This window comes from uncultured Shewanella sp. (genome assembly GCF_947501665.1).
In the GTDB taxonomy this organism is placed as follows: Bacteria; Pseudomonadota; Gammaproteobacteria; order Enterobacterales; family Shewanellaceae; genus Shewanella.
The window spans coordinates 24,079-48,237 of sequence record NZ_CANMWS010000021.1; the positions used below are offsets into that span (position 1 = coordinate 24,079).

The window sequence follows — 24,159 nt, forward strand, 5'->3', positions numbered from 1 at the left end:
GAGTATTCAAGTTGTTAATATTGTTGTGGTTAGGATAAAATCCGCAAAAATAAACAGTTATATGGATGTATATGAGACAGCATAAAGAGAAAATACAGATTACAGTTTATGTCATTGTTGCTTTCATAGCGTGTTTTTTGTTTGGACATTACCAAGACATTATATTTACTTTTTTTAAAGCAGTACCAGTTAATATATGGGTCAGTGTTTGTACGATTACTGCAACGATAGGAGCAGTGCTTTATACCCAAAGAAAAACAGAAAAGCGTTTTGCTCGGCAACATATGCTTGATAATAAAATGAAGGCCGAAGAAAATGTTTTGGAAAAAGAAGCGGAAATGATAAGAGGTTTAATAGCCGCTTCAAAAGCATTCTCCAAAGTATATGATGATATTTTGATTCTATTTGTTTTATATAAAAAATACGTTACGGAAAATAAATCAATAGATGTAAAAAGCTCTATTAATGCTATCAATTATCAATTCATTCTTATAGATGGTGATTTGATGTTTATAGAGTATTTATCAGGTTATTGTGGCAGTGATGTTTTTGGTAAATACCAAGATTTATATTGTAAATATACAAAGTTTAAAAATACTACAAAAGAGCACATGCAGCCAATAATCATAGAAGTTAAGTATAAACATTTTAAGGGTGATTTGTTTGTTAGAGATGACTTTGAAAGCCTTATACGATCTGCAAGTGAATGCATTAATCACATTCAAAAAAGAGATAATAACTTTAAACAAAGAATTCGAGACTTAGCGATTGGTCTTGATATTCCCTCTAATAATAAAAAATAACCCTAAAGGACTTTCCATGGCAGGCACCCACATAGACATCACCGCCAGAGGTCAGGTAAACGTGGCCAAGGCGCTCAATAAGTTGCTTCGGCAAGGGCAGAACCTTAATCCGATATTGGGGGACATTGCCGAGTATTTATTGGAGAGCACGCAGGGACGCTTTATCGATCAACAAGCCCCCGATGGCAAGCCGTGGCAGCCACTCAGCCCGGATACGTTATTCAGTAAAGAGTTGCGACAAAAGCGGGTGGATAGGATTCTCACGGAGTCCGGCACACTGGCCGATACGCTCAATTATCAATTAGCCGCCACTAGCTTTCGCCTAGGCAGTCCGCTTGAATATGCCGCCACCCATCAATTGGGCCGCGATGAGGCCAATATCGTACAGCGCCCGTTCTTGGGCCTCGCTCCGTTCGAACGAGTGGAGATCATGGGGATGTTGAATGAGTATTTGTCAGAAGCTTTATAACTTACTGTGATCGTTAGCGACAGCAAAAAATCCTGATCTATAAATGGCGAAAAGCCCCCGTGTAGTATCGGAGGCTTCTCTGGAGATGTTCGAAATTCAGCTAGAAAACGAACACCCTAATGTTAGTACTAAAGTGAAAAAATGCCAGTTTGTATGGGATAAACAAGAGCCAGTTTCAAAGTGGGAGTGTACACGGGCAAAATGGATTCAAAAAAGGCAAGGAAGTACGAATCAAGTTATAGCTAGTCGCTGTAAGGCTAAAGGGTTGTAGATTTTAAAGTTTATTTAAAAATATTTAAAAATCAGCAGTTTTAGATTAATATCTAAGCCTGTTTTTTTATGTTTTTGTAAGCGTTAGAGGGATGAAGAGAATGTTAGGGATGGATGATAAAGTTGGGAAAGCCTTTTGGGTGTTTATGGGGCTTGATGCTATTTTACTACTGATTACTTCTACGTTTTATTTTGAATTGACTCAGAGGTCTACTGTTACTTTAGTTGCGGCCTTTATTGCTTTTAGCTCAATTTTTTTTGCTCAAGTGTGGATGGATTCAAGGCAACGGCGAGATCATCAATTGGAAATACAAAAGCAAGAAAACCAGCATAAACATGATTGGCAGCGTGATAAAGAGGCTAAACTACTAGAAAAACAAGAAGAAGTGATCAAACTGGTATTAAAAGTAAAGTCGGAAGTCGATACGATGAAAATAATCGCTAATGGAAAAATAGGTTTGGAACGTGATAAGTTGAACAAGAAATCTGAAGAAATTGGTAGTGCTGATAAAGAATCCAATGAAGAAATCAATAGTTCGAATAAAAAAATGGCTGAGCAATTTTTCGATGAATATAAATTATTAATAGATGATGTATTTATTTTAAGTGCTTTATTAGAACTGTATCCTTTTTCGAATAAGGAGGAAATGATCAAAGTATGTGGGGAGCTAATACCAGAGATAAAGCTTTTGAAGGCTATCATAATATTTATAGATGCTAACCCTGTTGGTTTGGAAAACAAAGCAAGTCATTCAAATGAAATACTTTCTAAATTGGAAACTATGCTTAAAAATTTAACGAAGTATATATTGAATACCCCTAATGACATGTTAGAGCCAGAACCATCAAAAGAAGCGGCTTAATATAATGTGCGCTTAAAAATCATTATTTAAGGCCCAAGCTCTAAAACCCACCCTAAGGTATGCCAGTGTCCCCGTTCGTGGCATACAGAGAGATTTAAACAGGGTTTAAACACTATTAGCGTGTTTGACCCTGACTCTCTTTTCACTTATTTTGATTATGCTGTACTAATGTTGTTTTAAGCCGCGTTAGTTTTTGCTCTTGACGCGTGAGCGTCTTCTCCTTTTAAGTGCTCTCCTGAAACCTTTCCAATCCATCCCCCATGGTTTTTTTTGCATCATGGCAATATGATTTCTTCATTGCCGTGTGTGTATGTTCCAACTTGCCGCCCTCACCAGTAGCGTCACCTTTGCCCTTAAGCCCACCGACGACGGCTACATTCAAGCCTTGCCCGATGGAGTCTTTAATGCCGTGGATGGCCGCCCTCAAGATGTGATAGGCGGTAAATGGTTAATGGACGCCACTGCCTTTGCCGCCATGCAAGCTAATACGCCTCACCAAGCTGGGGACTTAGTGATTGATTATGAACACCAAACCCTGAATAAAGAGAAAAACGGCCAGCCTGCCCCCGCTGCTGGTTTTTTTAATATCAAAGACATTCAGTATCGTGAAGGTCAGGGCTTGTTTATTAAGCCGGACTTTACCGACAAGGCACAGGCGCATCTCACTGCCCGAGAATACAAATATTTTTCCCTCGTGTTTGGTTACGACACCGACACGGGCCGCCCGCAGTACATTCATAGCGGCGCGCTCACTAACAGGCCCGGCGTCGATGGCATGTTGCCGCTCGCTAGCCTCAGTGCGGAAATAAGCCCTCGTATACATCATTTAACGTATTCAACTGATCCAACCCCTCAACAAGGAGATATTCCCGTGAATGAAACCCTAAAAAAGCTGCTCGAAAAACTGGGCATAGACATTGGCGATCCCAATGCCGCCTTGACCGATGAGCAGGCCACTGCCGCCCTCAGCGCATTGGACAGCTTAGTGACTCAAGCGGCTGAGGTGCAGCCACTGAAAACCCAAGTGGCGGCGCTGAGTGCACAAACTCAAGCCGCAGGCGCGCATACCCAAACAGTCAATCTAACTCAGTATGTGCCCATCGCGACCTTTAATGCGTTGCGTGAAAAGCTGGTGAGCCTCAGCGCCGAGAATGGCCAACTCACTATCGAGCAAGCGGTTAAAGATGCGCTGGATGCTGGCAAAGTGTTGGCCTGTGAAGAAGACTATTTATTAGCCATGGGCAAGCAGCAAGGCATGGCCGCGCTGAGTGCGCACCTTGATAGTCGCCAACCCATCGCCGCGCTAACCACTAAGCAGACCACCACAGTGACCCCACCTGCGTCAAATCATCAGGGTAAACCCGATGCCATGGCCGCGCTGTCCAGCGAAGAGAGGCAAATGGCGGACTCGTGGGGCATGTCACATGACGATTTCAAAACAGCCAAAAAGGATGACAAATAATGGCCATTATTAATGCCGCAAGTTTGCAAGCTCTGCGCACTATGGTGCGCAGTGAGTTTCAAAAAGCACTGGTGAATACCGATCCCAGCTATCAAAAAATTGCCACTGTGGTGCCGTCGAATACTAAATCGAATACTTATGGCTGGCTGGGCAGCATGCCGTCATTTCGTGAGTGGATCGGCGATAGGGTGATCAACTCCATTAAAGAGCACGGTTACAGCATCACTAACCGCACCTTTGAGAACACCATAGGTATCAATCGCGATGATGTGGAAGACGACACCTTAGGCATTTATGCGCCCATGGTGCAAGCGCTGGCGCAAGAAGGGCAAGAGTTCCCCAATGAGCTGGTGTATGAACTGCTCGCCAATGGCTTTGGTACAGCCTGCTACGACGGGCAAAACTTTTTTGATGCGGATCACCCAGTCAATACCAAGCATGACGGCACAGGTACAGACAGCTCAGTCTCTAACGTGTTGGTCGATGTTGCCTATACGGGCAGCCCTTGGTATTTGATGGACACCACCCGTCCACTTAAACCGCTCATTTTTCAAGAGCGGCGTAAGCTGGCATTAAATACCTTGTTCAATCCCACCGATCCAGCTGTGTGGGTGAAAAATGAGTTTCAGTTTGGTGCGGACTTGCGTTGTGAATCGGGCTTTGGCTTTTGGCAGTTGGCGTTCGCGGGCAAGATTGAACTTAATGCCACTAATTTGTGGGCGGCGAAGCAGGCCATGTCGAACTTCACCCGCGATGGTGGCAAGAAGCTCAAAGTCAGGCCTAACTTGTTGGTTGTTTCTTCAAGCGAGGAAGAGAAGGCCACTAAATTGCTGACCCGTGACTTTATTGATGAAGGCGGTACCACAGTGAACAATGAGCTTAAGGGCATGTTTGAGCTGTTAGTTGTGCCTGAGCTGTAACGGAATGAGCAAGCATTAAATAAATCACGAATGAGTAAGTTATGGAGAGAAACATATGGATACTAATACCAGTGCTAAGGTCATTAATCTGGCTCACGACGGCTACCGTCGGGCAGGCGTGGCCTTTACTAAAGGTGAGAATTTATTGTCCAAGCTGGACAAGGCTCAGTTGGCGCAAATTGAGGCGGATCCACGCCTCAAGCTGCTGTCAAAAGGTGGGTTGTCGACCGTTACCGATGACAGCCAAACGCCGAGCGGGGCCGTGGATGATCTTGCAAGTGCAGCCGCGCTAGTGCCAGATAACGCGGCTGATAACACGCCGTCCGCGCCAGTCAAGAGTAGCAATGAGCAAGATATGGAGCAGGTGTTTGAGGCCATTGCCTCACTTGAACTCGCTAATAAAGATCACTTCACTGTTAGCGGTAAGCCGCAGGCGGCGGAGCTTGAAAAGCGCCTTAATCGCAGCGTCAGTGCTAGCGAGCGAGACGGAATGTGGCAAGCCTACCAAGACAATCAGATCCAAGATCATCAAGACGAGGACGCTTAAGTGATGTATGCCGACGCATCGCAGATGATAACCCGTTTTGGTGAGCAAGAGCTAATCGAATTGACCGATAAAAACGGGCAGGCGGGGGAGTTGGTGCAAACCGTACTCGATGGTGCGTTGGCGGATGCTAGCGCCACTATCGATGGTTATCTGGCGGGGCGTTATGCGCTGCCGCTGGCCTCAATCCCTCAAGTACTAGTGCCTATTTGTTGTGACTTGGCCCGTTATCAGCTCTATGACGAACAGGCCAGCGAGCAAGTGAGCAATCGCCATAAACACGCCATGCGCTTTTTGGAGTTGCTGGCATCGGGAAAAGTGAGCTTAGGTCTGAGCGATGAAGGAGAAGTGCAGGCGGATGATTTACCCGAAGTGGTGAGCGCGGGCAGCGTGTTTGCTCGCGATAAGTCCACAGGCTTTCTCTAATGCTTTTTAGAGAAGAGATGAAGGAAAGTAAATGATCGACTCCATTATTAGCCGTTTAAGTGATGCTAGCTTGGATGCTACAGGCAAAAATCCTTGGTTGTCAGTGGAGGGCTTGCTGGACTTGTCCGAGCTTGAAAACCGCAGTCAGCAGCGGTTCCCTAAATTGTATGTCATTGAACTGACTGAGCACGCGCGGCCTGATGTACGCGGCTCAGGCCCGGCGCTGCAAAGTGTGCAAGCCGAAATTGGCGTGATTTGTTTGATGTCAAAACGTAATGGTGCTTGCCCCAGTTTAACGCCGATTAGGCAGGCTGTGCGCTCGCGCTTGTTTGGTTTTGTGCCGCAAAGTGACAGTAACAGCAGTCATGACTATGAACCCTTATGGCTAGGTGGCGGCGGTTTACTCAAAATCAACGCGGGCCATGTGGCATGGCTGGATAAATTCATGACCGAATATACTGCGCAAGCAGCGCAATAAAAGGAGAGAGACATGCGTAAATTTAGAAAAAAAGCGCTGGTGTTTGCCAAAGAGACCCAATACGGCATCGATGCCATTGATGGCGGCGAAACCGCCATGAGTGTGCTGGGCCGTGAGATGAAGATCACGCCGCTGGCGGGGGAAAATACCGCGCTGGACTATGACAACGGCTTATTAGGCAATAGCGCCGAAATTGCCACCGAGACCTATGTAACGCTGGAATTTGGGCTTGATTGGGCGGGCAGTGGTGAAGCCACCACCAATGCGCCTTATGATAATCTACTCAGTGCGTGTTTACGTCAAAGCAGCGCAGGCACAGGGCAAATTGAGCGCAGTATTAATGATGATAGTAGTGACAGCGTGACCTTCTATTTTTACCTTGACGATGCATTGCATGCATTAACGGGGGCGCGGGGTAACATGAAATTGGAGGCAAAAGCGAAATCCTTCCCCACCATTAGCTTTACCTTTACTGGCTTGTTTGTCGCCATTACCGCAGCGGCCATTCCCGCCACTAACTTTGCCACATGGCAAACTCCGCTAAAAGTCGGGGCGGCCAATACCGCTTGCTTGCTGGATGGCAGCGCCGCCAAACTCATTAGCTTTGAGTATGACCAAGGCAATGAGGTGCAATACACCGAATACGTGGGCCATGAAGAAGTGATCATCACTGATTATGCCCCCAGCGGCAAAATTGTGCTGGAAGCGGCGAGCCTCAGTGATTTTGATCCGTTTGCGGCCAATACGAAAATACTTGAGTTTACGCTGACCCATGGTGTGGCGGGTAATACCATTAGTTTTCGCTGTGACGAATTACAATTGGGCCGCGCTGAGTACGGGGATCAAGACGGCATTTTAACCTATGAAATTCCCATTCGCCCCATCGGGAATAGCGATTTATTGATCACTAAATAAGAGACAAACATGGAAGAGCAAATAATAGCTGCAATGAAAATGGTTCAAGTTCATTCAAAAACTAACACTATGTTAGAGGCCGTTGGCGTTGTAGAAGAAATGTGCCCAGAGGTATCTCGAGAGCAGTTAATGCTGATTTGGGTAGGCGTGAATGCTGCACAAATGAGTGAAATAAAAATCCAGAAAAAAGCCCCTTAATTTTTATCCAGGATAAACCCTGGTTAAACCCGATTTAAATGTGAGTCAAACACGTTTAACGCCCATTTAAATTGTATTTAATACCCGTTTAATTTCATTTAATCGATAGCTAAAAAGAGATGTTAACCATGAGCCAAACTACTAATACCACCTCTACTCATTCAGCGGATCAGCCCGCGTTTATTTTTACGCCAGAGCGCCACGTTAAGCAGTGGCCCGCCGTGATTAAAATTGCCAGCGATGGTGGGCACGTCATCGAACATGAGATTTTTCTTGATTTGGTGTTACTGCCCCAAGATGAGTACATTAAAACCATGCAGAATGGCGATGCGGCGGTGTTTGACCGCATTATGACAGGTTTTAGCGGCATTCAAGGCCCCGATGGTTCGCCCCTTGCCGATACGTCTGATAACCGCGCCGCGTTGTATCAGCATGTGCCTTTTACGGAAGCACTGGTGACGGCCTATCGCCACGCGAACTCAGGTGAAGCCGCAAGAAAAAACTAATCGAGGGGGTGCGTGAGCTGTATGCACGCCCGCAACTTAATAGTAAAGAACAGCAGGCAGTGGATGATGAAATGCGCCTGCTGAATATCACATCTGATGCACCGGTTAATATTGGCCCCATCGAATTTTGGTCAGAACATGAAACCGCTCTTATGTGGTGGCTACAAGTGCAGGACTTAATGCGTTACAGCCACAACCAAATGACCGTTTGTGAAGGCTTAGACGTCATGGCAGTGCAAGCAGATGTGGCCATGTCGGGCCGGAAAGTTAACGCAGTGGATTATCAAAAGCTGCGCCTTATTGGCCATACCGTGACAGGCCTCATTAATGAGCAGTTAATGAAAAGATAATGAGCAGCTAATGAACCAGCCTTGAGCGCAGTTTTATATAAAGTGAACAAAGGAAACGCCATGAGTGATTTACAGATAGCCCTGACCCTCACCGCCGACGGTCGCCAGTTAATATCCAGCGTCAACGGCAGTGAAAAAGCGGTGGCTAAGCTTAATACCAAGCTGAACGCCACAAGCACCAGCGGCAGTAATGCCAGCCAAGGGCTATCAAGGGTTGAACGCCAGAGCAACCAAACGGGCATGTCACTCAAACGGCTAGGCGTGTATGCAGGCAGCGCCTTTGCGGGATTATCTGCGATTAATCTCAGTAAAAAAATGGCCAGTGATTTAGCCGCCTTTCAAGATGTACGCACCCGCTTAACGCAACTGTCTGGCTCGGCCTCAGCTTATGCCGATAACGAGCAATATTTGATTGAGTTATCCAAGGAGCATCACAAAGAGTTAACCGTGCTTGCAGGCAGTTATGCCGCTATGTTGAACCTACAAGACGCGGGCTTAGTGACGCAGAAACAAGCCCGTAGCATTACCGAGGGCATGAGCAACGCGCAATCGGCGCTTGGGGCCAGTAGTGTGCAGTTGAGCCAAGCCATGTATGGCCTGTCACAAGGGCTGGCCTCCCCCATAGTGCGGGCCGAAGAGCTTAATCAGTTAGTTGAGCCGCTGCCGGGCCTGCTGAATAAAATGGATAAGGCTGCAAAACTCAGTGCAGGGGGCTTTAGACAAATGGTACTTGATGGCAAGGTGACAAGTACCTTTTTACGTACCACATTAATTGACGCATTAAACGAGTATGACGGCGCAGCGGCGGCAACGGCGGATAATATCAGCGCGCAAACCCGTGACATGAAAAACAGCTATGAGCAAATGCTGGTGGCGTTTGAGCAGCCTATCAATGCGGGTGCTAGCGGCATATTAAGCACTATGACAGACACCATGGCGTGGGCGGGTGAGAACGCCGAAAACCTCATTCAACTCATGCAAATTGGTATGGTGGTAGCGTTGACCCGCGCCACTCAAGCGGCGGTCACCCATACCGCCAGTCTCATCACTAAGGCCAATGCCGAACGTGCCGCTCAGACTGCTGCCATAACCACAGCAAAAGCCGAATTACATAGAGCGACTATACAACGGGGTGCGGTGCTGACATCTGGGCAAGCTGTGGTTGCCGAGCAGCGTTTAGTGGCGGCACGTAATGCGGTGACCACCGCCACGGCCCGCACGACACTGGCGACTCGTGCGCTTAATCGCACTATGTCATTAGCCGGAGGGCCAGCGGGATTTTTATTAATGAGCGCGGCGGCATTAGGTTCATTAGCGCTGAGTGCCAATGACGCCAAGATGCAGTTATCTGATTTAGATGATGAAGTGGATGCATTATTAGGCCGCACTAAACAAATTGAAAACCGTAATTTGGATGATGTGATTGCAAAACAAAGTCGTGCCATTGCTGAGCTTGAAGCTTTAACCATTAAAGCCGCCTATGCACCTGCTGCAAGCTATTCCATTGTTGAACAGTTATTTTATAGTCAAGAAGAGCTAAGAGAGAAAGAACGTGCATCTATTAAAAAGAGTGCGGCCCAAGCGGCGATTTTGTCGCAAAAGTTGGTTGCTGCGAAACGTGATTTGATCGCGCTACAAAATAAGCGTAATGGCATTGAACTCGATAATAAAGCCACTAAGTCAGTTAAGCCTCAGTCGACAAAAGAGCAGCAAAAACTACTTGAAAGCCTGACCAAACAAAAAGCCCTTTACGGTGAAGTGAGCGAAGCGGCCAAGGTGCGCTATGAGATTGAGCATGGCAAATTAAAAGAGTTAGATCCTGTGGTGAATGCCAAAATTTTGCAAACTGCCAAAGAGATAGACGCCACAAAAAGAGCCAGTGATGCCAGTAAAACCGCCGCCGATGCGATTAAGGATCAACAAGACAGCATCATGCAATTATTGTCAGCTATTGATCCAGTCACCACGGCCACCAATGAGCTTGCCGATAAAGAAAAGTTATTAAAAACTTATTTTGAGCAGGCCAATGTGCCATTAGAGAAGCGCCGTGAATTGATGGCGGCATTACGTAATGAATATGCGACAGAGAGTGAGTATGGCAAGCTTAGGACTGAGCTTGATCCCGGTTTTACGGAGAACACCGAACACAGTCAAAATATGGGCATTCTTAACGATGAGTTAAGCCTGACTCCTGAAAGTGATGTGGCGAAACGTAATCAAATTAATTTATTGATTGAAGCTGAGCAGCAAAGGCACAGTGAGGCGATGCGTGAGATAAACGGCGGTCTCACACTAGACTATAACGAAATGTGGACGCGCACTTTTCAGCAATTTAGCGCAGGGGTGGGCAGTGCCACCGCCGATGCCATGTTTGAAGCCAAGAGCCTAAGCGATGGCGTTCAGCAAGCGGCTAAGGGCGCAGCCAAAGCCGTAGTGCAAATGTTGGTGGAATATGGGGTGCAAAAGCTGGCTGCGGCTGCACTTGATAGAAGCATTATGACCACCAATGCGGCAGTGGCCCAAACGACCGCTGCGACGACGGGCGCATCTATGGCAGCATCCATGGCACCTGCGGCGGCCACCTCATCCATTGCGTCTTTTGGTACTGCGGCTATTGTTGGAATGGCGGCCATGGTGGCGGGCATGGCGCTGCTGCCTTCAATCATCGGTCAGTTTCATGGCGGCGGCACTATCCCCAGAGAAGGCACTTATTTATTGGACGGCGGCGAAACGGTTTATACCCGTAAGCAGCAAGCCGTGCTCATGAACGCCATGCAAGCCAGCAGTGGAGGCGGTGCTGGCAACCGTCGTGGCATGAACATGCAGCAAAGTAATACTATAGTAGTGAATAATCAAACCGAAGCTGACAGTTTAGAAGACATACTGCCGCAACTCATTGCCATGACCAAGGCGGCAGTGATTGATGATTTGAACAATCGCGGCGATGTATGGCAGGCCCAGCGATGAGTTTGATTGAATAAGGCGTTAATAGTTTCTTTTCATTAAATTTAAAAAAGGGTAAGCTTGGGTCGCTATTAAGGAAAGTAATCATTTGATTATATATCACTTTTTATTAATATTGATAGGAACTATGATGAAAGGGAATTTTTGTACCGTTAAAGGCTTTAAACCTTCTCCCCGCACGCTTGAAACCATTAAAGAAATGAATCGTATTTCAGATCTCGCCACTGTGCTTGGTGTGATTATGACTTACATTCCGCTATTTCAAATCTTTGCTGGGCGAAAAACCTTTCCATTTGCGAGTAATGGAAGTACTAAAAAGTTGCAAGTGCTCAATAGTGATTGGAAAACTTTTTCAGAGTCATTGGAATCTATACCTAAGATTAGGCGGGACAGGTTACGTAATTTAGCGGGTTCTATGGAGCTATATAGTACAGGTGAAGAGAGAAAGTTTTGGGGGTGTGTTACTGATGCGTTATTGTAATTTTTTGTTGTTTTTTATGTCTTTTTCTGTTTTTTCAGCTAACTGGCCTTATTCTGAAAAAGTATTACAAGAAGAGCTTAAATCGACCTATGCTAAGTTGGAAGCGAGAACCGGGTATTGTGGTGATTTGAGACAGCGAGAAATTACAGCGATTAATAGTGACTGGTTATTGTCTCTTACAGAACAACAGCAACGCATTGTGTTGTTTAACGTGAGTAATATTGCGTTTGATCGATGTGTAGAAAAAGAAGAAGGTGATTACAATACCGCTTTAATTAACTATACCGCAAAAACAAAGGATATGGCTCCATTCAATGATTGGATGTTATTAAACGCAAACTATTCGAAAGAGATGTTGGCAGATTTGAATAAATTAGATAATAACGAGATCATAAAATTGTCTAAGCTCCCTGTGCTATCCATTCCCTTTAATCATCGGATTGATTTGAGTTTAATCAAAGGGGAAAAAGAGTAATCCCGAAACCTTTCATATCCTTAAGGCGGTAAAATAACGCCACACTAAGCCCTCACCCATTAGCAGCGAGGGCTTTTTTTTGTTGACCTTTCCCGAGGGGATTTACCCCACATCTTGTGACTGGCGCTTAGTGCATCGCACGAAAGTGTTTACCAACCCTTATAGCAATCAAACACAAACCTTAAGTTTGCCCGGTGCCTATTGGCACGCCAAATTGCAGTTTGCCAACTTGACTCGTACCCAAGGCCAAACCCTGCATGGGTTCGTGTCGAACATGCAGGGCATGGCTGGGCGAGTCAAATTGTTTGACCATGCCTTTAGCGCTCCCAGCGGTCATGGACGCGGCACGCCGTTCGTGAAGGGGAGTAACCAAACAGGCAACCAATTGAGCATCGATGGTGTTGAGGCGGGGCTGTTTCTACGTTCGGGCGATTATTGTCAAATTGGTGAGCAATTAGTGATTTTAACCTCTGATGCTACTGCGAACAGTAGTGGTGAATGTGTACTGAACTTTCAAGCCGCGATCAGGCGCGCCCCCGCTAATGGTAGCCCCATTATTGTGCAAAGCCCGTGCGCGGTGATGCAGTTTAAAGATGACAATCAAGGCCTGCGGCGTTCAAGTCAGCGCCGTGTGTTATCCGGCTTTAGTTTGGAGTTTGTGGAGGATGTGAGCACATGATTAATTTTGCCAGTGAGGCCATGAAAACCTATTTGAGACAGGCTCACATTAGCGGCTTGCTATTAACCAAACTCGATTTTGTATCGGGGGATGTGTGCGTGCATAGCGGCGTGGGGCAAGTGGAGTATGACGGCCATTTGTACTTAGGCGTGGGGGCATTGGGTAAAATCGGCAATGTGACTCAAAACGGTAAAGTGCAGCCCAATAAATTGAGTCTTACCTTATCGGGCATTCCGCCCTCACTGGTGTCTACGGCGCTTACCGAAGAGTACCAAAACCGTAGCGGTGTCATTTATTTAGCCGCTCTGAATATGACTACAGGGCTGGTTCAGACCGCCGACATTTTGTTTCAAGGCCGCATGGATGTGATGACAGTGAGTGACGGTGCTAAGGCCAGTATTAAGCTTGAAATTAACTCTCGTGGTGTGGATTGGAAAAATGCCCGCAATGGTCGTTATACCCACGCCGATCATCAAGCCCGCGAGTCTGCGGATGATTTTTTTGAATTTGTCAGTGAAAGCACAGAGCGGGAATTGCAGTGGGGCGTGCCCGGTGGCAAATCTACCACTTCAAGTGGCGGCGGCAGGGGCAGCAGTAGCAGCGGGCGACGGGTGAATCGAGTATGAGTATAAATATAAGTTATCAATTAACCCATCGATTAATCACCTTTATTGATAGCAATCGACACCGTGAATTTAACTGGGGCGAGCATGATTGCTGCCTGTTTATTGCTGACTGGATCATGGCGCGCGGTGACAGGGCGGATTTGGGCGATATCGGAGCCGATTATCGCGGCCAATACACTAATGCATTAGGTGCAATGCGAGCCATTAAAGCCGCAGGGTTTACTGATTTAACCGCGTTGTTTGATGCGCTGTTAGGGCCACATGTTCCGCCGCTGTTATGCCGTCGTGGCGATGTGGTGTTAATCAAGCCTGAGTTGACTCAAGAGATTGCGCTAGGCATTGCAGGTGGTGATGGTGTGTGGGCCTTAAGTCAAAACGGGGTGGTGAGTTTACCTGCAAACAGTATTCAATATGGCTGGCCCTTGCATCTTGCATCACCGCTTGTCCAATCACACTTAGGAGGTCGTCATGGGTAAAGTGGTTGATGCGCTAGTGGATGGCACGCCGCTTGGGAAAGTGGCCTTTGATGCGGTAGGCATTGATGCTTGGTGGGAGGTGGGCGTGGGTAAATACCTGCGCGAGTCCATGATGCCCGCCATGCCCGATGATTTTGAAAACGAGGCCATGCAACAGCAACAAATGCTGCGTTCAAGTACCGAGGCGAGGCGCAGTATTTATGGCCGAGCTATGGTGTCTGGCCCTATCGTGTTTAGTGAAGAAACGGGGAACGATAACGAGTATTTGCATATCGTGTTGCCGCTGGCCAGCCACGGCTGTGAGGCGGTAGAAGCCATTTATTTTGGTGATGAGCTGGCGTTTGAAAATGGTGTCATGAAAGCGCCCTTTAATGAGCATGCGCGGATTAATGTGCATTTGGGCAATCAAATGAGCGCAGACAGTGATTTAGTGGCGGAGTGCGCCAACTGGACTGAGCGTCATGTGGGCCGAGGCATGACTTATTTAACGGTGCGCTTAAAACATGATCAAGAAGTGTTTTCCAACGGTGTGCCCAATGTCAAAGCGTTAGTTCGGGGTAAGCCGATTTATGATCCCCGCAAAGACAGTAGCGTGGGCGGCATGGGGTCGCATCGCTGGAATGATAGCAGCACGTGGGAGTGGTCGAATAATTGGGCGCTGTGCGTGCTGGATTTTACCTTGTTTGAGTCTGGCGTTGGCGCGGATATTGACGAGATAAACTTAACCGCTTATGCGCTGGCCGCCAATGACAGCGATGAGTTGGTGGAGTATGACGATGAGGGCAATACTGAGCCGCGTTATACCTGCAACGGCACTTTTACTCAGTCCATGACCCCAGCATCGATTTTGGATAAATTACTCATCGCAGGGGCAGGCATGCAAACCTATGTGAGCGGCCAATACCATTTATATGCGGGCGTCTACCAAGGGCCTGCGGTGATGGACATTACAGAAGCCGATCTTGCGGGTGAGGTGTCTATTCGCTCATTTACCCCTAGAGCGTCTTTGTGTAATGCCGTTCGCGGCACCTTTGTTGATCCTGATAATTATTTTCAGCCCACGGATTTTCCGCCCTATGAGTCGTCTTATTATCAATCTCAAGATAATGGCGAGTATATCGATCATGATTTGGATTTAGCTTTTACTCAGTCGGTCTATACTGCTCAACGTCTGGCGAAACTGTATTTAGAGCTGAATCGTGCGGGCCAGCAGTTAACCTTGAGCCTCAACATGATAGGCCTTGGGCTGGCCGTGGGTAAAGTGGTTAACGTCAATTTGCCCCGCTTGGGCATTAACAAAGCCTTTTTGGTGGTGGATTGGGCCTTTGATTTTGGCAAGCCCGTTAAAGTGGTATTAAAAGAGACCCACCCGGATTTATATGTGTACGACAAGGGCAGTTATACTACCCGTAAACTCACGCCGCCGCTGAATTTACCCAATGCCAGCAATGTGCCGACGGTGGCCAATTTAAGCTGGGAGGCCATGGGCGATGATGCCAACTGGCAAGGGTTGTTAACTTGGAATGCACCCGGCGGCAACAGCAGTTATCGCTATCGATTAGAAATCATCGATACGAGTGAGAGACTCGTTTATCAAGCGAACCCGGACATTAATCAGCACCATGTGCCTAAGCTGGATGTGGGGACGTATACCTGCAAAGTGTGGGCGGTCAATCTGTTTTCTAATCGCTCCAATGTGCCCGCCGAGCTGAGTATTGGCAGCGATGCGCCGCCGCCCGTGGTGGGCATAGAAGTGATTGCAGGGGCGCTGGAGTTAGTGCTTAAACCGCAAACGGCGGTACTCATTGCTAATACCACCACCTTTGAGCTACTTGGCTCTATTAGCAATGATTTTTCAGGGGCCATGTACATTGGCTCAGGTAAAGAGATCATTTGGCCCACTCTGCACCCCAATACCGCCTATTTTGTGTGGGCGCGCAGCAAAAACAATTATGGGGTGAGCAGTTACTTTGGCCCGCGAAATGTGCAAACCAGTTCTGATAACACCTCGTTAGTGGCGCTCTTAGGTGACAGTTTTAAAAGCTACTCATGGTTTGCATGGGCCGATGATAATCAGGGCACAGGCTTTACTACTAACGAGGCCCAAGGTGAAAATAAGCCATGGATGGGCATAGCAACAGATAAGGAAATAGTTACCCCGTCTGGCAATTGGGAGGATTACACATGGAGTAAAATTCAAACTGAGATCCCCCCCGTTTTTACCCCCGAAGAAGAGACTCAACTGGATAACATTATGGCCGGGCGTTTGCCCGATGGCAGCGATGACTTGTTGGCCCTGCAAGCGGCGCTTAATAACAGCAATTTATCTAATAACTTACTCAATGCTCAGCAATTACTTAATCAAGGCATCAGTGCCTTTGAGCTGGGCGGCGAAACGCCAGCGGGGGCGCTGCTTAAAGCCCAAGATGCTGAAACCAATGCTGTTAATACGGCACTTGAAAGCGCCAAAACCGATCCGCTATTAAGCAATAACGTGACGGAAAATAACGTCACTCGCATTGCTCGCCCCGAGGGCGGCACTTATAGCCGCCATGAATATAATGCCGTGGGGGCATTAAAGATCACCTTACCCGCGTATTACAGTAATACTATGTTGAGCTTTTATGTGGACGTGTACGATTATCGCGAAGGTAAAAGTTTTTCGTTATATGTCTCTGGTTATAACTATGCCGCCACGCCGACGTGGAAGCAGCACACGGCAAAAATCATTGGCGACAGTCAAAGTGATTATGCGGTGCGTTTTGGTGACGATGGGGATAAATGCTGCATTTGGATTGGCGAAACGACCAGTCTGTTTTATTACCCTAAAGTGACAGTGCGTGATGTGCAAGCGGGTTATTCCAGCTATGAGATCACACGGTGGCAAGCTGGTTGGAGCGTGTCGCAAGTGAGCGAGTTTGATAACGTGCAGCATGTCACTACAGATAACATTATCGGTAGTGACATGGCCCAGCTTAAAGCCAGTGCCGCCCAAGCCGCCGCAGAAAGCTATGCACTGGCCAAGGCCAATGTGGTTGAAACTACCGCCGCCGCTTATGCTGATGGGCTGGTGAGCGCTGAGGAGTTGCGGGCTATTGAAGATGCCACCGCGAAGGCCGAAGCCGCGAAACAAGCCGCCATTAATGCTGCTGAGTTAGATGCCACCGCCAAGGCTCAAGTCGCACAAACAGCGGCTGAAAGCTATGCGTTAGCCAAAGCCGAACTTGCCGAAATTACAGCAAAAGCTCACGCCGACGGCAGAGTGGATGCAGAAGAAGCTCGCGCGATAGCCGATGCTACGGCTAAGGCCGAGGCGGCCAAACAAGCGGCCATTGATGCTGCGGCGTTAGATGCTGCTGCTAAAGCCCAAGCTGCGCAAACAGCGGCTGAAAGCTATGCGTTAGCTAAAGCAGAACTTGCCGAAACCACAGCAAAAGCCCATGCCGACGGCAAAGTGGACGCCGAAGAAGCCCGAGCGATTGCCGATGCGACGGCTAAGGCGGAAGCGGCGAAACAAGCGGCCATTGATACTGCGGCGTTAGATGCCACTGAGAAAGCGGATGCGGTTTATCAAGCAGCCCTTGATAACCCTCTTTTAAGTAATGTGGCGTATATGCGCACCCAAGCCGATTTTTACATGGAGTCTGGTTTAACGGGCTATAGCCATGAGTTTGAAGGGCCAGCCAGTGAGTTAGTGTCGATCCCTGAGTCTGACACCGCACAAGTGATAAAGGCTGGGCAATATGGGGGTAATGTATTGCGCTTAACGGGAGAGCAGTATGTGTTCACCATTGGCACTTTTCCTGTGGATACGGCTAAACGCTATAAAGTGAAATTCACTGTGCGTCAGCATCAAGACAGTGAGCAAAGTAAAATCTATGCGGGTGTGGTAACACTGGATGCGAATTATGAATTTATATCGGGAGGCAGTGGTGCCCATCGCTATTGCGGCATATCCAGTGTGATTTATGAAAGTGATGGCTTTCGCACCTTTGAAGGCAGCATCACGGGCATTGGAGATGCACAGGATAACTTTCGAGCAGGGACTGTGTATGTGCGCTTGGTTGGGATAGTGAATTATCGCAATGGGACGGGCATCGCCGATATTGACGAGCTGAGCTTTTATGAGATGACGGCACAAGGGGATCTCATTGATATTGGCATGGAGACCGTTAGCGGCTCAGCTGCTAAAGCCCAAGCAGCCCAAAGTGCGGCAGAAAGTTACGCGGCTGCCAAAGCAGAACTTGCTGAAATTACCTCGAAAGCCCACGCCGATGGCATTGTGGACGCCGAAGAGCAAAGGGCGATTGCCGATGCGACAGCCAAGGCTGAGGCCGCAAAACAAGCGGCGATTAGTACTGCTAAGGATGATGCTAGCGCTAAGGCGGAGACGGCCAAAATTGAGGCCCAAGAATATGCACTGGCAAAAACGGCCCTTGCTGAAACCACAGCCAAGGCCCATGCCGACGGCAGAGTGGATGCCGAGGAGCAAAGGGCTATTGCCGATGCCACAGCTAAGGCCGATGCGGCGAAACAAGCCGCCATTAATGCTGCTGCGTTAGATGCCGAGGCCAAAGCGCAAGCGGCGCAAACCGCTGCTGAAAGCTATGCGCTTGCCAAAGCCAACTTGGCCGAAACGACGGCTAAAGCCCATGCCGACGGCAAAGTGGACGCCGAAGAAGCTCGAGCGATTGCCGATGCAACCGCCAAGGCCGATGCGGCCAAACAAGCCGCCATCGATACTGCGGCGTTAGATGCTGCCGCTAAGGCTAATGCTGCACAAGCTGCCGCTGAAAGTTATGCCTTAGCTAAAGCTGAACTTGCTGAAACCACAGCAAAAGCCCATGCCGACGGCAAAGTGGATGCCGAAGAAGCTCGAGCGATAGCGGATGCGACAGCTAAAGCGGAAGCGGCGAAAACGCAGGCCATAACAGCCGCTGCTTTAGATGCCACAGAGAAAGCGGATACAGCGCAAACTAATGCGATTGCTAATACCTATGAAATGACAAAAAAATGGACGCGAGAGTATCGTGCGTCTTTAACGAACCATGATCCATTGCTTTTTCATGATGGTAGTAGTTTGCCCACCATTTACCCTGATACCAATAATGTGAAGGCGCAATATTCAGTCACCTTAGTGACGATGGGAACGGGTACTGTTACTAAAGCCGTGGGCGTTTTGTCATGGACGGGGACGGTGTGGCAATGGACATTGATTTCAGCGTTAGGCTCGACCTCAAATCATCCACGTATTATCGTCAATGGTAGTGAGGTGCCTGTGGTCGCTACTTGGCATAACAGTACGTATCGAATTTCTGTAGCGATGGAATGGGATTGTGTGTCTACTAATATTGTTCGCGCGGGTATGGTTGAGTCCAATGTGATCGCGGCTGAGCAGTTGTACGTTAATAATGCGTTGATTGAAAAGCTTATTGCTGAAAATGGCCTCTTTTTAACATTACAAGCGCAATTGGCCATGTTTGGCGGCTTAGCTGCGCAGGCGATTGCGGCGAATGCCATTACCACTGAAAAGCTCCATGTGACGGCTCGAAATCTGGTGAATAACTTTACCATGACAGGGCATTGTGAGGGGTGGTCATTTGATGATAGTACGTTAACGCCAGTGACCTATTTAGGGAGGGAGGTAAAAGGAGTACAGAGTGTCTCTAATGGCAATACAGAGGAACTTTCAGATTATTTTGATATTGATCATAACAAGATTTATGAAGTGAATATTAGTTTTTATCGCCAATCAGGTGGTGATGCTGGGCGGCGCTATTTTGGTATGCTTGCAAGAGGAAATGCTGGTGTTAAAGAGACGGTCATGCGTTTTTATGCTATTAGTCGAGATCCTTATCCTGAAACGACATATCCCTATTTTTGGCATGGTGAACTTGAGGATGGACAATGGCGTGTTATGAGGTCGTACTTTGTAGGAGCTAATGTTGATCCATTGACAGTGCCAGATACAGAAAATACAACTTACATTGTGCAGTTACAATCAGATACAACTCAAGTGTGTCTTCGTATGCTCAATTGGAGTAATAACGGTACTCAAAGCGTCGATATTTGGGCGAACCCGTCAGTCACTGAAATGGGTAGCGGAGTGATATCCGCCAATCAATTACTGGCAAACGAAGGTTTATTTAATACCCTAAAAGCCAAATTGGCCAGCTTTGGCGGTCTGACGGCGAACGAAATACAAGCCGACAGTGCGCTCATCAATAAATTGGTGGGCAGTAGTGCCTTATTTAATAGTCTACAAGCCCGCCTCGCCACGTTCGGCGGCCTCACGGCCAACAGTATTTCAGCGGGTGCTATATTGGGTGAGCACATCAAAGCGGGTGAAAAACTCACCAGTCCCATATTAGAAGGGGGGGAAATTCGCTTAATCGGCAGTACACACATGGAAGTGACAGCGGCGAACTCGTTTGGCCCAGATAATCTCATTCAATGGTATGGCCCCAAGCTCATGAGTGGCTCAAACCCGAATTGGAATGCCCTTAAAAAATCCAACGCCATTAATTACAAAGACGACAGAGGCAACTGTCACTTTGGTGGCACTTTGTCGTCAGGCACATTGAAAAATGAAGGCACAACCAGCGTTAAAACCCGCTATACAGTGAACTCATATCCGCTCACTGTGGGGCCGTTCTCAACATCGGGCAGTCGTAAATCGGTGGTGTTTTCTTATGATATGTCTGGGGCGGGGTATTCCACATCAAGCAGTGTGACCACGCCAAAATTAGGCTGGCAGTTACAACGCCGTCTAGGTACTGGTGGCTGGTCAACGGTAACCAGTGGCACTTTTAATGGTACGAGTGGGTCAGTTTATATGCCTGAATTTAGCAAATACAGAACATATGAGTCTTGCAGCGGTTCAACCACCTATACAGACACCAGTACCAGTACTAGCGATTTTACATACCGAATCAAAGTGACCAGCTATGCTCGCCATCACGGAGATAGCAGTGTCACTAAGCAATATCTAACCATCATAGCAATAGAGCAATAAAAGGAGAGCAACATGGCGCTAAATATGCCCAGTATTGAAATGGCCAGTGGAATAACGGTCACTGATCCTTGTTTAGTCATTAGTCAGTTATCAACCAGCAATAATTTGTCATTGAGTGAAACCCTCGACAATAGTAATGAGTTAGCGGTTGTCGAAGGCGGGGCACACATATGTACCTTTCAGTTAAGCGTGTTTGCCAGCGAGCAAGCGATTAGTGAGGACAGGCCACCGATTGATCAGGTGCGTGACGGCTATAACATTCATATTTATCAAATTAGATTAGAGGACGAGCTATACACCGACATGACGCCAAGAGAGGCAGCGTATTCGTACTTAAAAACGCTGGACGAGTACAGCACCGCCATTGATTGCACGGAGATCACTACGATTTAAACCTGTTTAATCACTATTTGATTATTATTTAAAAGCTGTTTAATTCATCATTAAACGGCTTTTGATGATAAACAGTTCAAGGAGAAGTGTTTAAATTTGTAACAAAGAGGGAAAATTACTTTCTAGTTTAAGCACGCTAACTAGAAAGTAGCTTTCTAGTTTAACTTTCCACTTTCTAGTTAGGGAATGTATTTAATAATCATGTGGTTATGTTTATTTATGTTGTGGAGAGATATTTTTTAACTAGAAAGTAAATACAAGATTTTTTTGGTTTACTTTAAACGATAAGTTTATGTTTAGTAAGAAAAATAAAGCATGTAGTGGTGCTTTTAATCCGTCTCATTTCATGCGAACTTCCGTCTCATTTCATGCGATCCGCTACAGAAAAATAGGACGAGGAGGCAATAAAAAAGCCTATCATAAGATAGGCTTTTTTATTTGAATGTGGTCGGTATGAGAGGATTCGAACCTCCGACCCCTGACACCCCATGACAGTGCGCTACCGGGCTGCGCTACATACCGATTTTACTGCCAACACATCAGATACTATTGCTAGTAATGGGGGCTGTGTTGGTGTGAAACGCACTTTATCAAGAGCCGCATAGTAGCGCAAGTCATAAATGTAAATTATCGATTCAATTGCTTAGTTTGTAATCTTACGCCGTATTTTTAGTCCTTAGTCATGATAAATCGGTCATGATTGCAGGGTTAGTGCTTATGAAAACGTTGGCTTTCGTTCATGACTTGAATTAAGTCTTGTGCTTGCATTTTTTTATCCAGCCTTGATTGGTAATTTTTGTCATAAATACGGTATTTACCATGACGGTTGATTACTGTGATTTCATTTTTTTGATAAATAGCAAAAATACGGCTATCTCCGACGTATACCCAAGGCTCTTTACTGGGGTGTGTTAACGTGCGACCAGCGCTGTAATCTCTGGCAGGGTTAGTGCAACCTAAGACTTGAGACATGAGTGTGGGAGCAAGGCCATAATGGCTGGTTCGGTAGGGTATGGTGTTTGGCATTTTTTGATCCGGCCAATGGATCACGAAGGGCACTTCAACACTTTGTGGCATTAAGTTCATTCTGGCTTCATTACTGTTACTGGTGAGCATTTTCCCCGTGGCGCCAGTAATGACGACTAAGGTATCTTTGGGCACCTTACTCAGTAATGCGGTCAATTGAGTGTCAATAAAATTGAGAGATTGACGGTATTGATTAAATAGCACTTTTTGAGCCGGTTTCAGTGCGACATCTGATTTGACTGTTTTAATACCTAAGAACCCTACGGGGGTATCATAGCTATCGGGGGCAGTTAAGTTAACTAAAGCAAACCAAGGTTGGGTTTGTTTACCTTGCCATTGTTTAAAGTGTTTTATGGTGCTTAAATCGGCTTCAGCGGCGCCGTTTATGCTACTTGAGGGGACGATAGTAAAATCATCAAAAATAGCTTGTGGCTGAATATTGAGAGAGCGCCCACTAAAGAGGCCGAGTTGGTAGCCTTGTTTTTTAAAGGTCTGGGTCAATAGCGGGCTTTGATAGTGCAGATCATTGGCAGTAATATAATTCCCTTGCAAACCATACAGCAGTGAGAACATTCCGCTGTCAAATTGATTACCGCCACTTAAGTGATGGGTATAATTTTGGTTGTTTTGACGATATTGGGTAAAGAAAGGCATAGAGTATTTATCGACAATATCCGCTCTAAAACTGTCTATTGCAATAAATAGTACATTTTTTTGGCCGTAATTTGCTCCAGCACTTTGACACTGTAATGGGTTGATGGGGTAGGCAAGACTACTTTGGCGTGGACTTTTAGAATTGTGAACTGAGCGACTTTCAATACCGTAACTTTCCATCAAAGAACGCGCTGTGGCAGGGTATGACAGTGGATAGGCATCATCGAAACGGGTAATTTCAGTGATATCGGTAGCGTCGCCCCAAATATGAATTAAGTGACTGCCAATAAAGCAAATCCCCACAAAGGCAACCACTTTATTGCCCATATTCTTTTTACTGATTTTGTGAATGCGTTTCCAAATATAGTTAGCGGCGACTAACTCTAAAATTAATATGCCAATGGGAGTCACTATATAGGAGGTGCCGCGTAACAAGGCGTGCAGATTGGCCCAGGCTAAATCAAATACGAAGGGACTGAGATGCAAGCCATAGTCATCATAAATAATAGTATCATATAACAGTAGACAAAGGCCTAAGGTTGCAAGAACGGCAGCCAGCCCTCGAAGGATTTTAGAATAGGGCAACAATAAAGTGATAGGAAATAAACACACTAAATACACAATAAAGGCTAAAAAGCTAAACTGTCCTACTGTGAGTAAGAATAAGTAGCCCCATCCTATTATCGTCTCTGGGTAACCGACACTGTCAAGATAACGTAGGCCGACTATCATGGCTAGAAAACCATTAAAGAAAGCAAACCAATGTCCCCAGTTGACTAAATGTGAGACGCGATCACGTCCTATTTGTTTTTCTCGCTCGACCATATTCATCCGCTTAAGTTATATAAAATGAGAGGACCGGATACGGTAATAACTTACCCAGTCTCACATATGTACTTAATATTAGTTATTTTTCACTGAATTTGATAGTGCCTTTGCAAATTGCTCTGCGACTTCATCTCTTGCTTCAGCTGGGACTTTACTTGATAGTAAGTGGGTTACACAATTTCCCAGAGCCATCAGTGACAAGTCAGTAGGTGATTGATGTTTATCAAGTACTGCTAATAATTCGGCAATAATCGACTCAACTTGCGTGTTAGTATATTTTGATTGGATAGCCATAATATAAAAATGTTTCACTTTTAATTCAATTAGCGGCATATAAT

The 24,159-nt window shown here is 46.6% G+C and carries 23 protein-coding genes, 1 tRNA gene and 1 pseudogene; 22 read left to right on the forward strand and 3 right to left on the reverse strand.

Annotation, left to right across the window (positions count from 1 at the left end; translation table 11 throughout):
• Nucleotides 1–71 precede the first annotated feature (71 nt).
• The 22 genes and pseudogenes from Q0976_RS16360 (at nt 72) to Q0976_RS16465 (ending at nt 21,313) form a co-directional block, all read left to right on the forward strand.
• A complete protein-coding gene (locus Q0976_RS16360; protein ID WP_299494943.1) occupies nt 72–803 on the forward strand; it encodes a hypothetical protein in 732 nt (243 codons plus the stop codon).
• A 16-nt stretch (nt 804–819) separates the two neighbouring features.
• Nucleotides 820–1,272 (forward strand): phage virion morphogenesis protein, encoded by a 453-nt coding sequence (locus Q0976_RS16365; RefSeq protein WP_299494944.1) that lies wholly within the window; start codon nt 820–822, stop codon nt 1,270–1,272.
• An 85-nt stretch (nt 1,273–1,357) separates the two neighbouring features.
• The gene (locus Q0976_RS16370; protein WP_299494945.1) at nt 1,358–1,543 is read left to right on the forward strand and encodes an endonuclease; all 186 of its coding nucleotides are present in this window, start codon (nt 1,358–1,360) and stop codon (nt 1,541–1,543) included.
• A gap of 100 nt (nt 1,544–1,643) precedes the next feature.
• Nucleotides 1,644–2,405 carry a hypothetical protein gene (locus Q0976_RS16375; protein WP_299494946.1) on the forward strand — a complete coding sequence of 254 codons (762 nt, stop codon included), beginning with the start codon at nt 1,644–1,646 and terminating at the stop codon, nt 2,403–2,405.
• A 385-nt stretch (nt 2,406–2,790) separates the two neighbouring features.
• Nucleotides 2,791–3,867 carry a phage protease gene (locus tag Q0976_RS16380; protein ID WP_299494947.1) on the forward strand — a complete coding sequence of 359 codons (1,077 nt, stop codon included), beginning with the start codon at nt 2,791–2,793 and terminating at the stop codon, nt 3,865–3,867.
• Complete coding sequence (locus tag Q0976_RS16385; protein WP_299494948.1) at nt 3,867–4,787, forward strand: Mu-like prophage major head subunit gpT family protein; 921 nt, start codon at nt 3,867–3,869, stop codon at nt 4,785–4,787. Before Q0976_RS16380 ends, Q0976_RS16385 begins: the two co-directional genes overlap by 1 nt.
• Before the next feature lie 55 nt (nt 4,788–4,842).
• A pseudogene (locus Q0976_RS16390) lies at nt 4,843–4,977 on the forward strand (HI1506-related protein); the annotation flags it as partial.
• 30 nt (nt 4,978–5,007) lie between these two features.
• Nucleotides 5,008–5,334 (forward strand): hypothetical protein, encoded by a 327-nt coding sequence (locus tag Q0976_RS16395; RefSeq protein ID WP_299495014.1) that lies wholly within the window; start codon nt 5,008–5,010, stop codon nt 5,332–5,334.
• Between the two features lie 3 nt (nt 5,335–5,337).
• Entirely contained in the window at nt 5,338–5,757 is a 420-nt protein-coding gene (locus Q0976_RS16400) for a phage protein Gp36 family protein (RefSeq protein ID WP_299495007.1), read from the forward strand.
• Between the two features lie 31 nt (nt 5,758–5,788).
• Nucleotides 5,789–6,235, forward strand: coding sequence for a hypothetical protein (locus tag Q0976_RS16405; RefSeq protein ID WP_299494949.1), 447 nt, complete (start codon nt 5,789–5,791; stop codon nt 6,233–6,235).
• A 12-nt stretch (nt 6,236–6,247) separates the two neighbouring features.
• Nucleotides 6,248–7,150, forward strand: coding sequence for a phage tail tube protein (locus Q0976_RS16410; RefSeq protein WP_299494950.1), 903 nt, complete (start codon nt 6,248–6,250; stop codon nt 7,148–7,150).
• A gap of 9 nt (nt 7,151–7,159) precedes the next feature.
• On the forward strand, nt 7,160–7,348 hold the full coding sequence (locus Q0976_RS16415; RefSeq protein ID WP_299494951.1) for a hypothetical protein: 189 nt from the start codon (nt 7,160–7,162) through the stop codon (nt 7,346–7,348).
• Nucleotides 7,349–7,476: 128 nt separating this feature from the next.
• Nucleotides 7,477–7,854 (forward strand): hypothetical protein, encoded by a 378-nt coding sequence (locus Q0976_RS16420; RefSeq protein WP_299494952.1) that lies wholly within the window; start codon nt 7,477–7,479, stop codon nt 7,852–7,854.
• Between the two features lie 8 nt (nt 7,855–7,862).
• Complete coding sequence (locus Q0976_RS16425; RefSeq protein WP_299494953.1) at nt 7,863–8,204, forward strand: hypothetical protein; 342 nt, start codon at nt 7,863–7,865, stop codon at nt 8,202–8,204.
• A 60-nt stretch (nt 8,205–8,264) separates the two neighbouring features.
• Nucleotides 8,265–11,171 (forward strand): tape measure protein, encoded by a 2,907-nt coding sequence (locus tag Q0976_RS16430; protein ID WP_299494954.1) that lies wholly within the window; start codon nt 8,265–8,267, stop codon nt 11,169–11,171.
• Between the two features lie 124 nt (nt 11,172–11,295).
• Nucleotides 11,296–11,649, forward strand: coding sequence for a hypothetical protein (locus tag Q0976_RS16435; protein WP_299494955.1), 354 nt, complete (start codon nt 11,296–11,298; stop codon nt 11,647–11,649).
• The gene (locus Q0976_RS16440) at nt 11,636–12,124 is read left to right on the forward strand and encodes a hypothetical protein (RefSeq protein WP_299494956.1); all 489 of its coding nucleotides are present in this window, start codon (nt 11,636–11,638) and stop codon (nt 12,122–12,124) included. The genes Q0976_RS16435 and Q0976_RS16440 overlap by 14 nt, the downstream gene beginning before the upstream one ends.
• Nucleotides 12,125–12,203: 79 nt before the next feature.
• The gene (locus Q0976_RS16445) at nt 12,204–12,803 is read left to right on the forward strand and encodes a hypothetical protein (RefSeq protein WP_299494957.1); all 600 of its coding nucleotides are present in this window, start codon (nt 12,204–12,206) and stop codon (nt 12,801–12,803) included.
• Nucleotides 12,800–13,429, forward strand: a complete 630-nt coding sequence (locus Q0976_RS16450) for a hypothetical protein (protein ID WP_299494958.1) — start codon at nt 12,800–12,802, stop codon at nt 13,427–13,429. Before Q0976_RS16445 ends, Q0976_RS16450 begins: the two co-directional genes overlap by 4 nt.
• Nucleotides 13,426–13,905 (forward strand): hypothetical protein, encoded by a 480-nt coding sequence (locus Q0976_RS16455; RefSeq protein WP_299494959.1) that lies wholly within the window; start codon nt 13,426–13,428, stop codon nt 13,903–13,905. Before Q0976_RS16450 ends, Q0976_RS16455 begins: the two co-directional genes overlap by 4 nt.
• On the forward strand, nt 13,898–20,920 hold the full coding sequence (locus tag Q0976_RS16460) for a hypothetical protein (RefSeq protein ID WP_299494960.1): 7,023 nt from the start codon (nt 13,898–13,900) through the stop codon (nt 20,918–20,920). Before Q0976_RS16455 ends, Q0976_RS16460 begins: the two co-directional genes overlap by 8 nt.
• 12 nt (nt 20,921–20,932) lie before the next feature.
• A complete protein-coding gene (locus Q0976_RS16465) occupies nt 20,933–21,313 on the forward strand; it encodes a hypothetical protein (RefSeq protein WP_299494961.1) in 381 nt (126 codons plus the stop codon).
• A 445-nt stretch (nt 21,314–21,758) separates the two neighbouring features.
• Here the strand turns inward: Q0976_RS16465 and Q0976_RS16470 are convergent.
• The 3 genes from Q0976_RS16470 to Q0976_RS16480 form a co-directional block, all read right to left on the reverse strand.
• Nucleotides 21,759–21,835, reverse strand: a tRNA-Pro gene (locus Q0976_RS16470).
• A gap of 186 nt (nt 21,836–22,021) precedes the next feature.
• Nucleotides 22,022–23,818, reverse strand: a complete 1,797-nt coding sequence (locus Q0976_RS16475) for a DUF3413 domain-containing protein (protein ID WP_299494962.1) — start codon at nt 23,816–23,818, stop codon at nt 22,022–22,024.
• Nucleotides 23,819–23,896: 78 nt separating this feature from the next.
• A complete protein-coding gene (locus Q0976_RS16480) occupies nt 23,897–24,115 on the reverse strand; it encodes a YejL family protein (RefSeq protein WP_299495008.1) in 219 nt (72 codons plus the stop codon).
• Nucleotides 24,116–24,159: the final 44 nt, after the last annotated feature.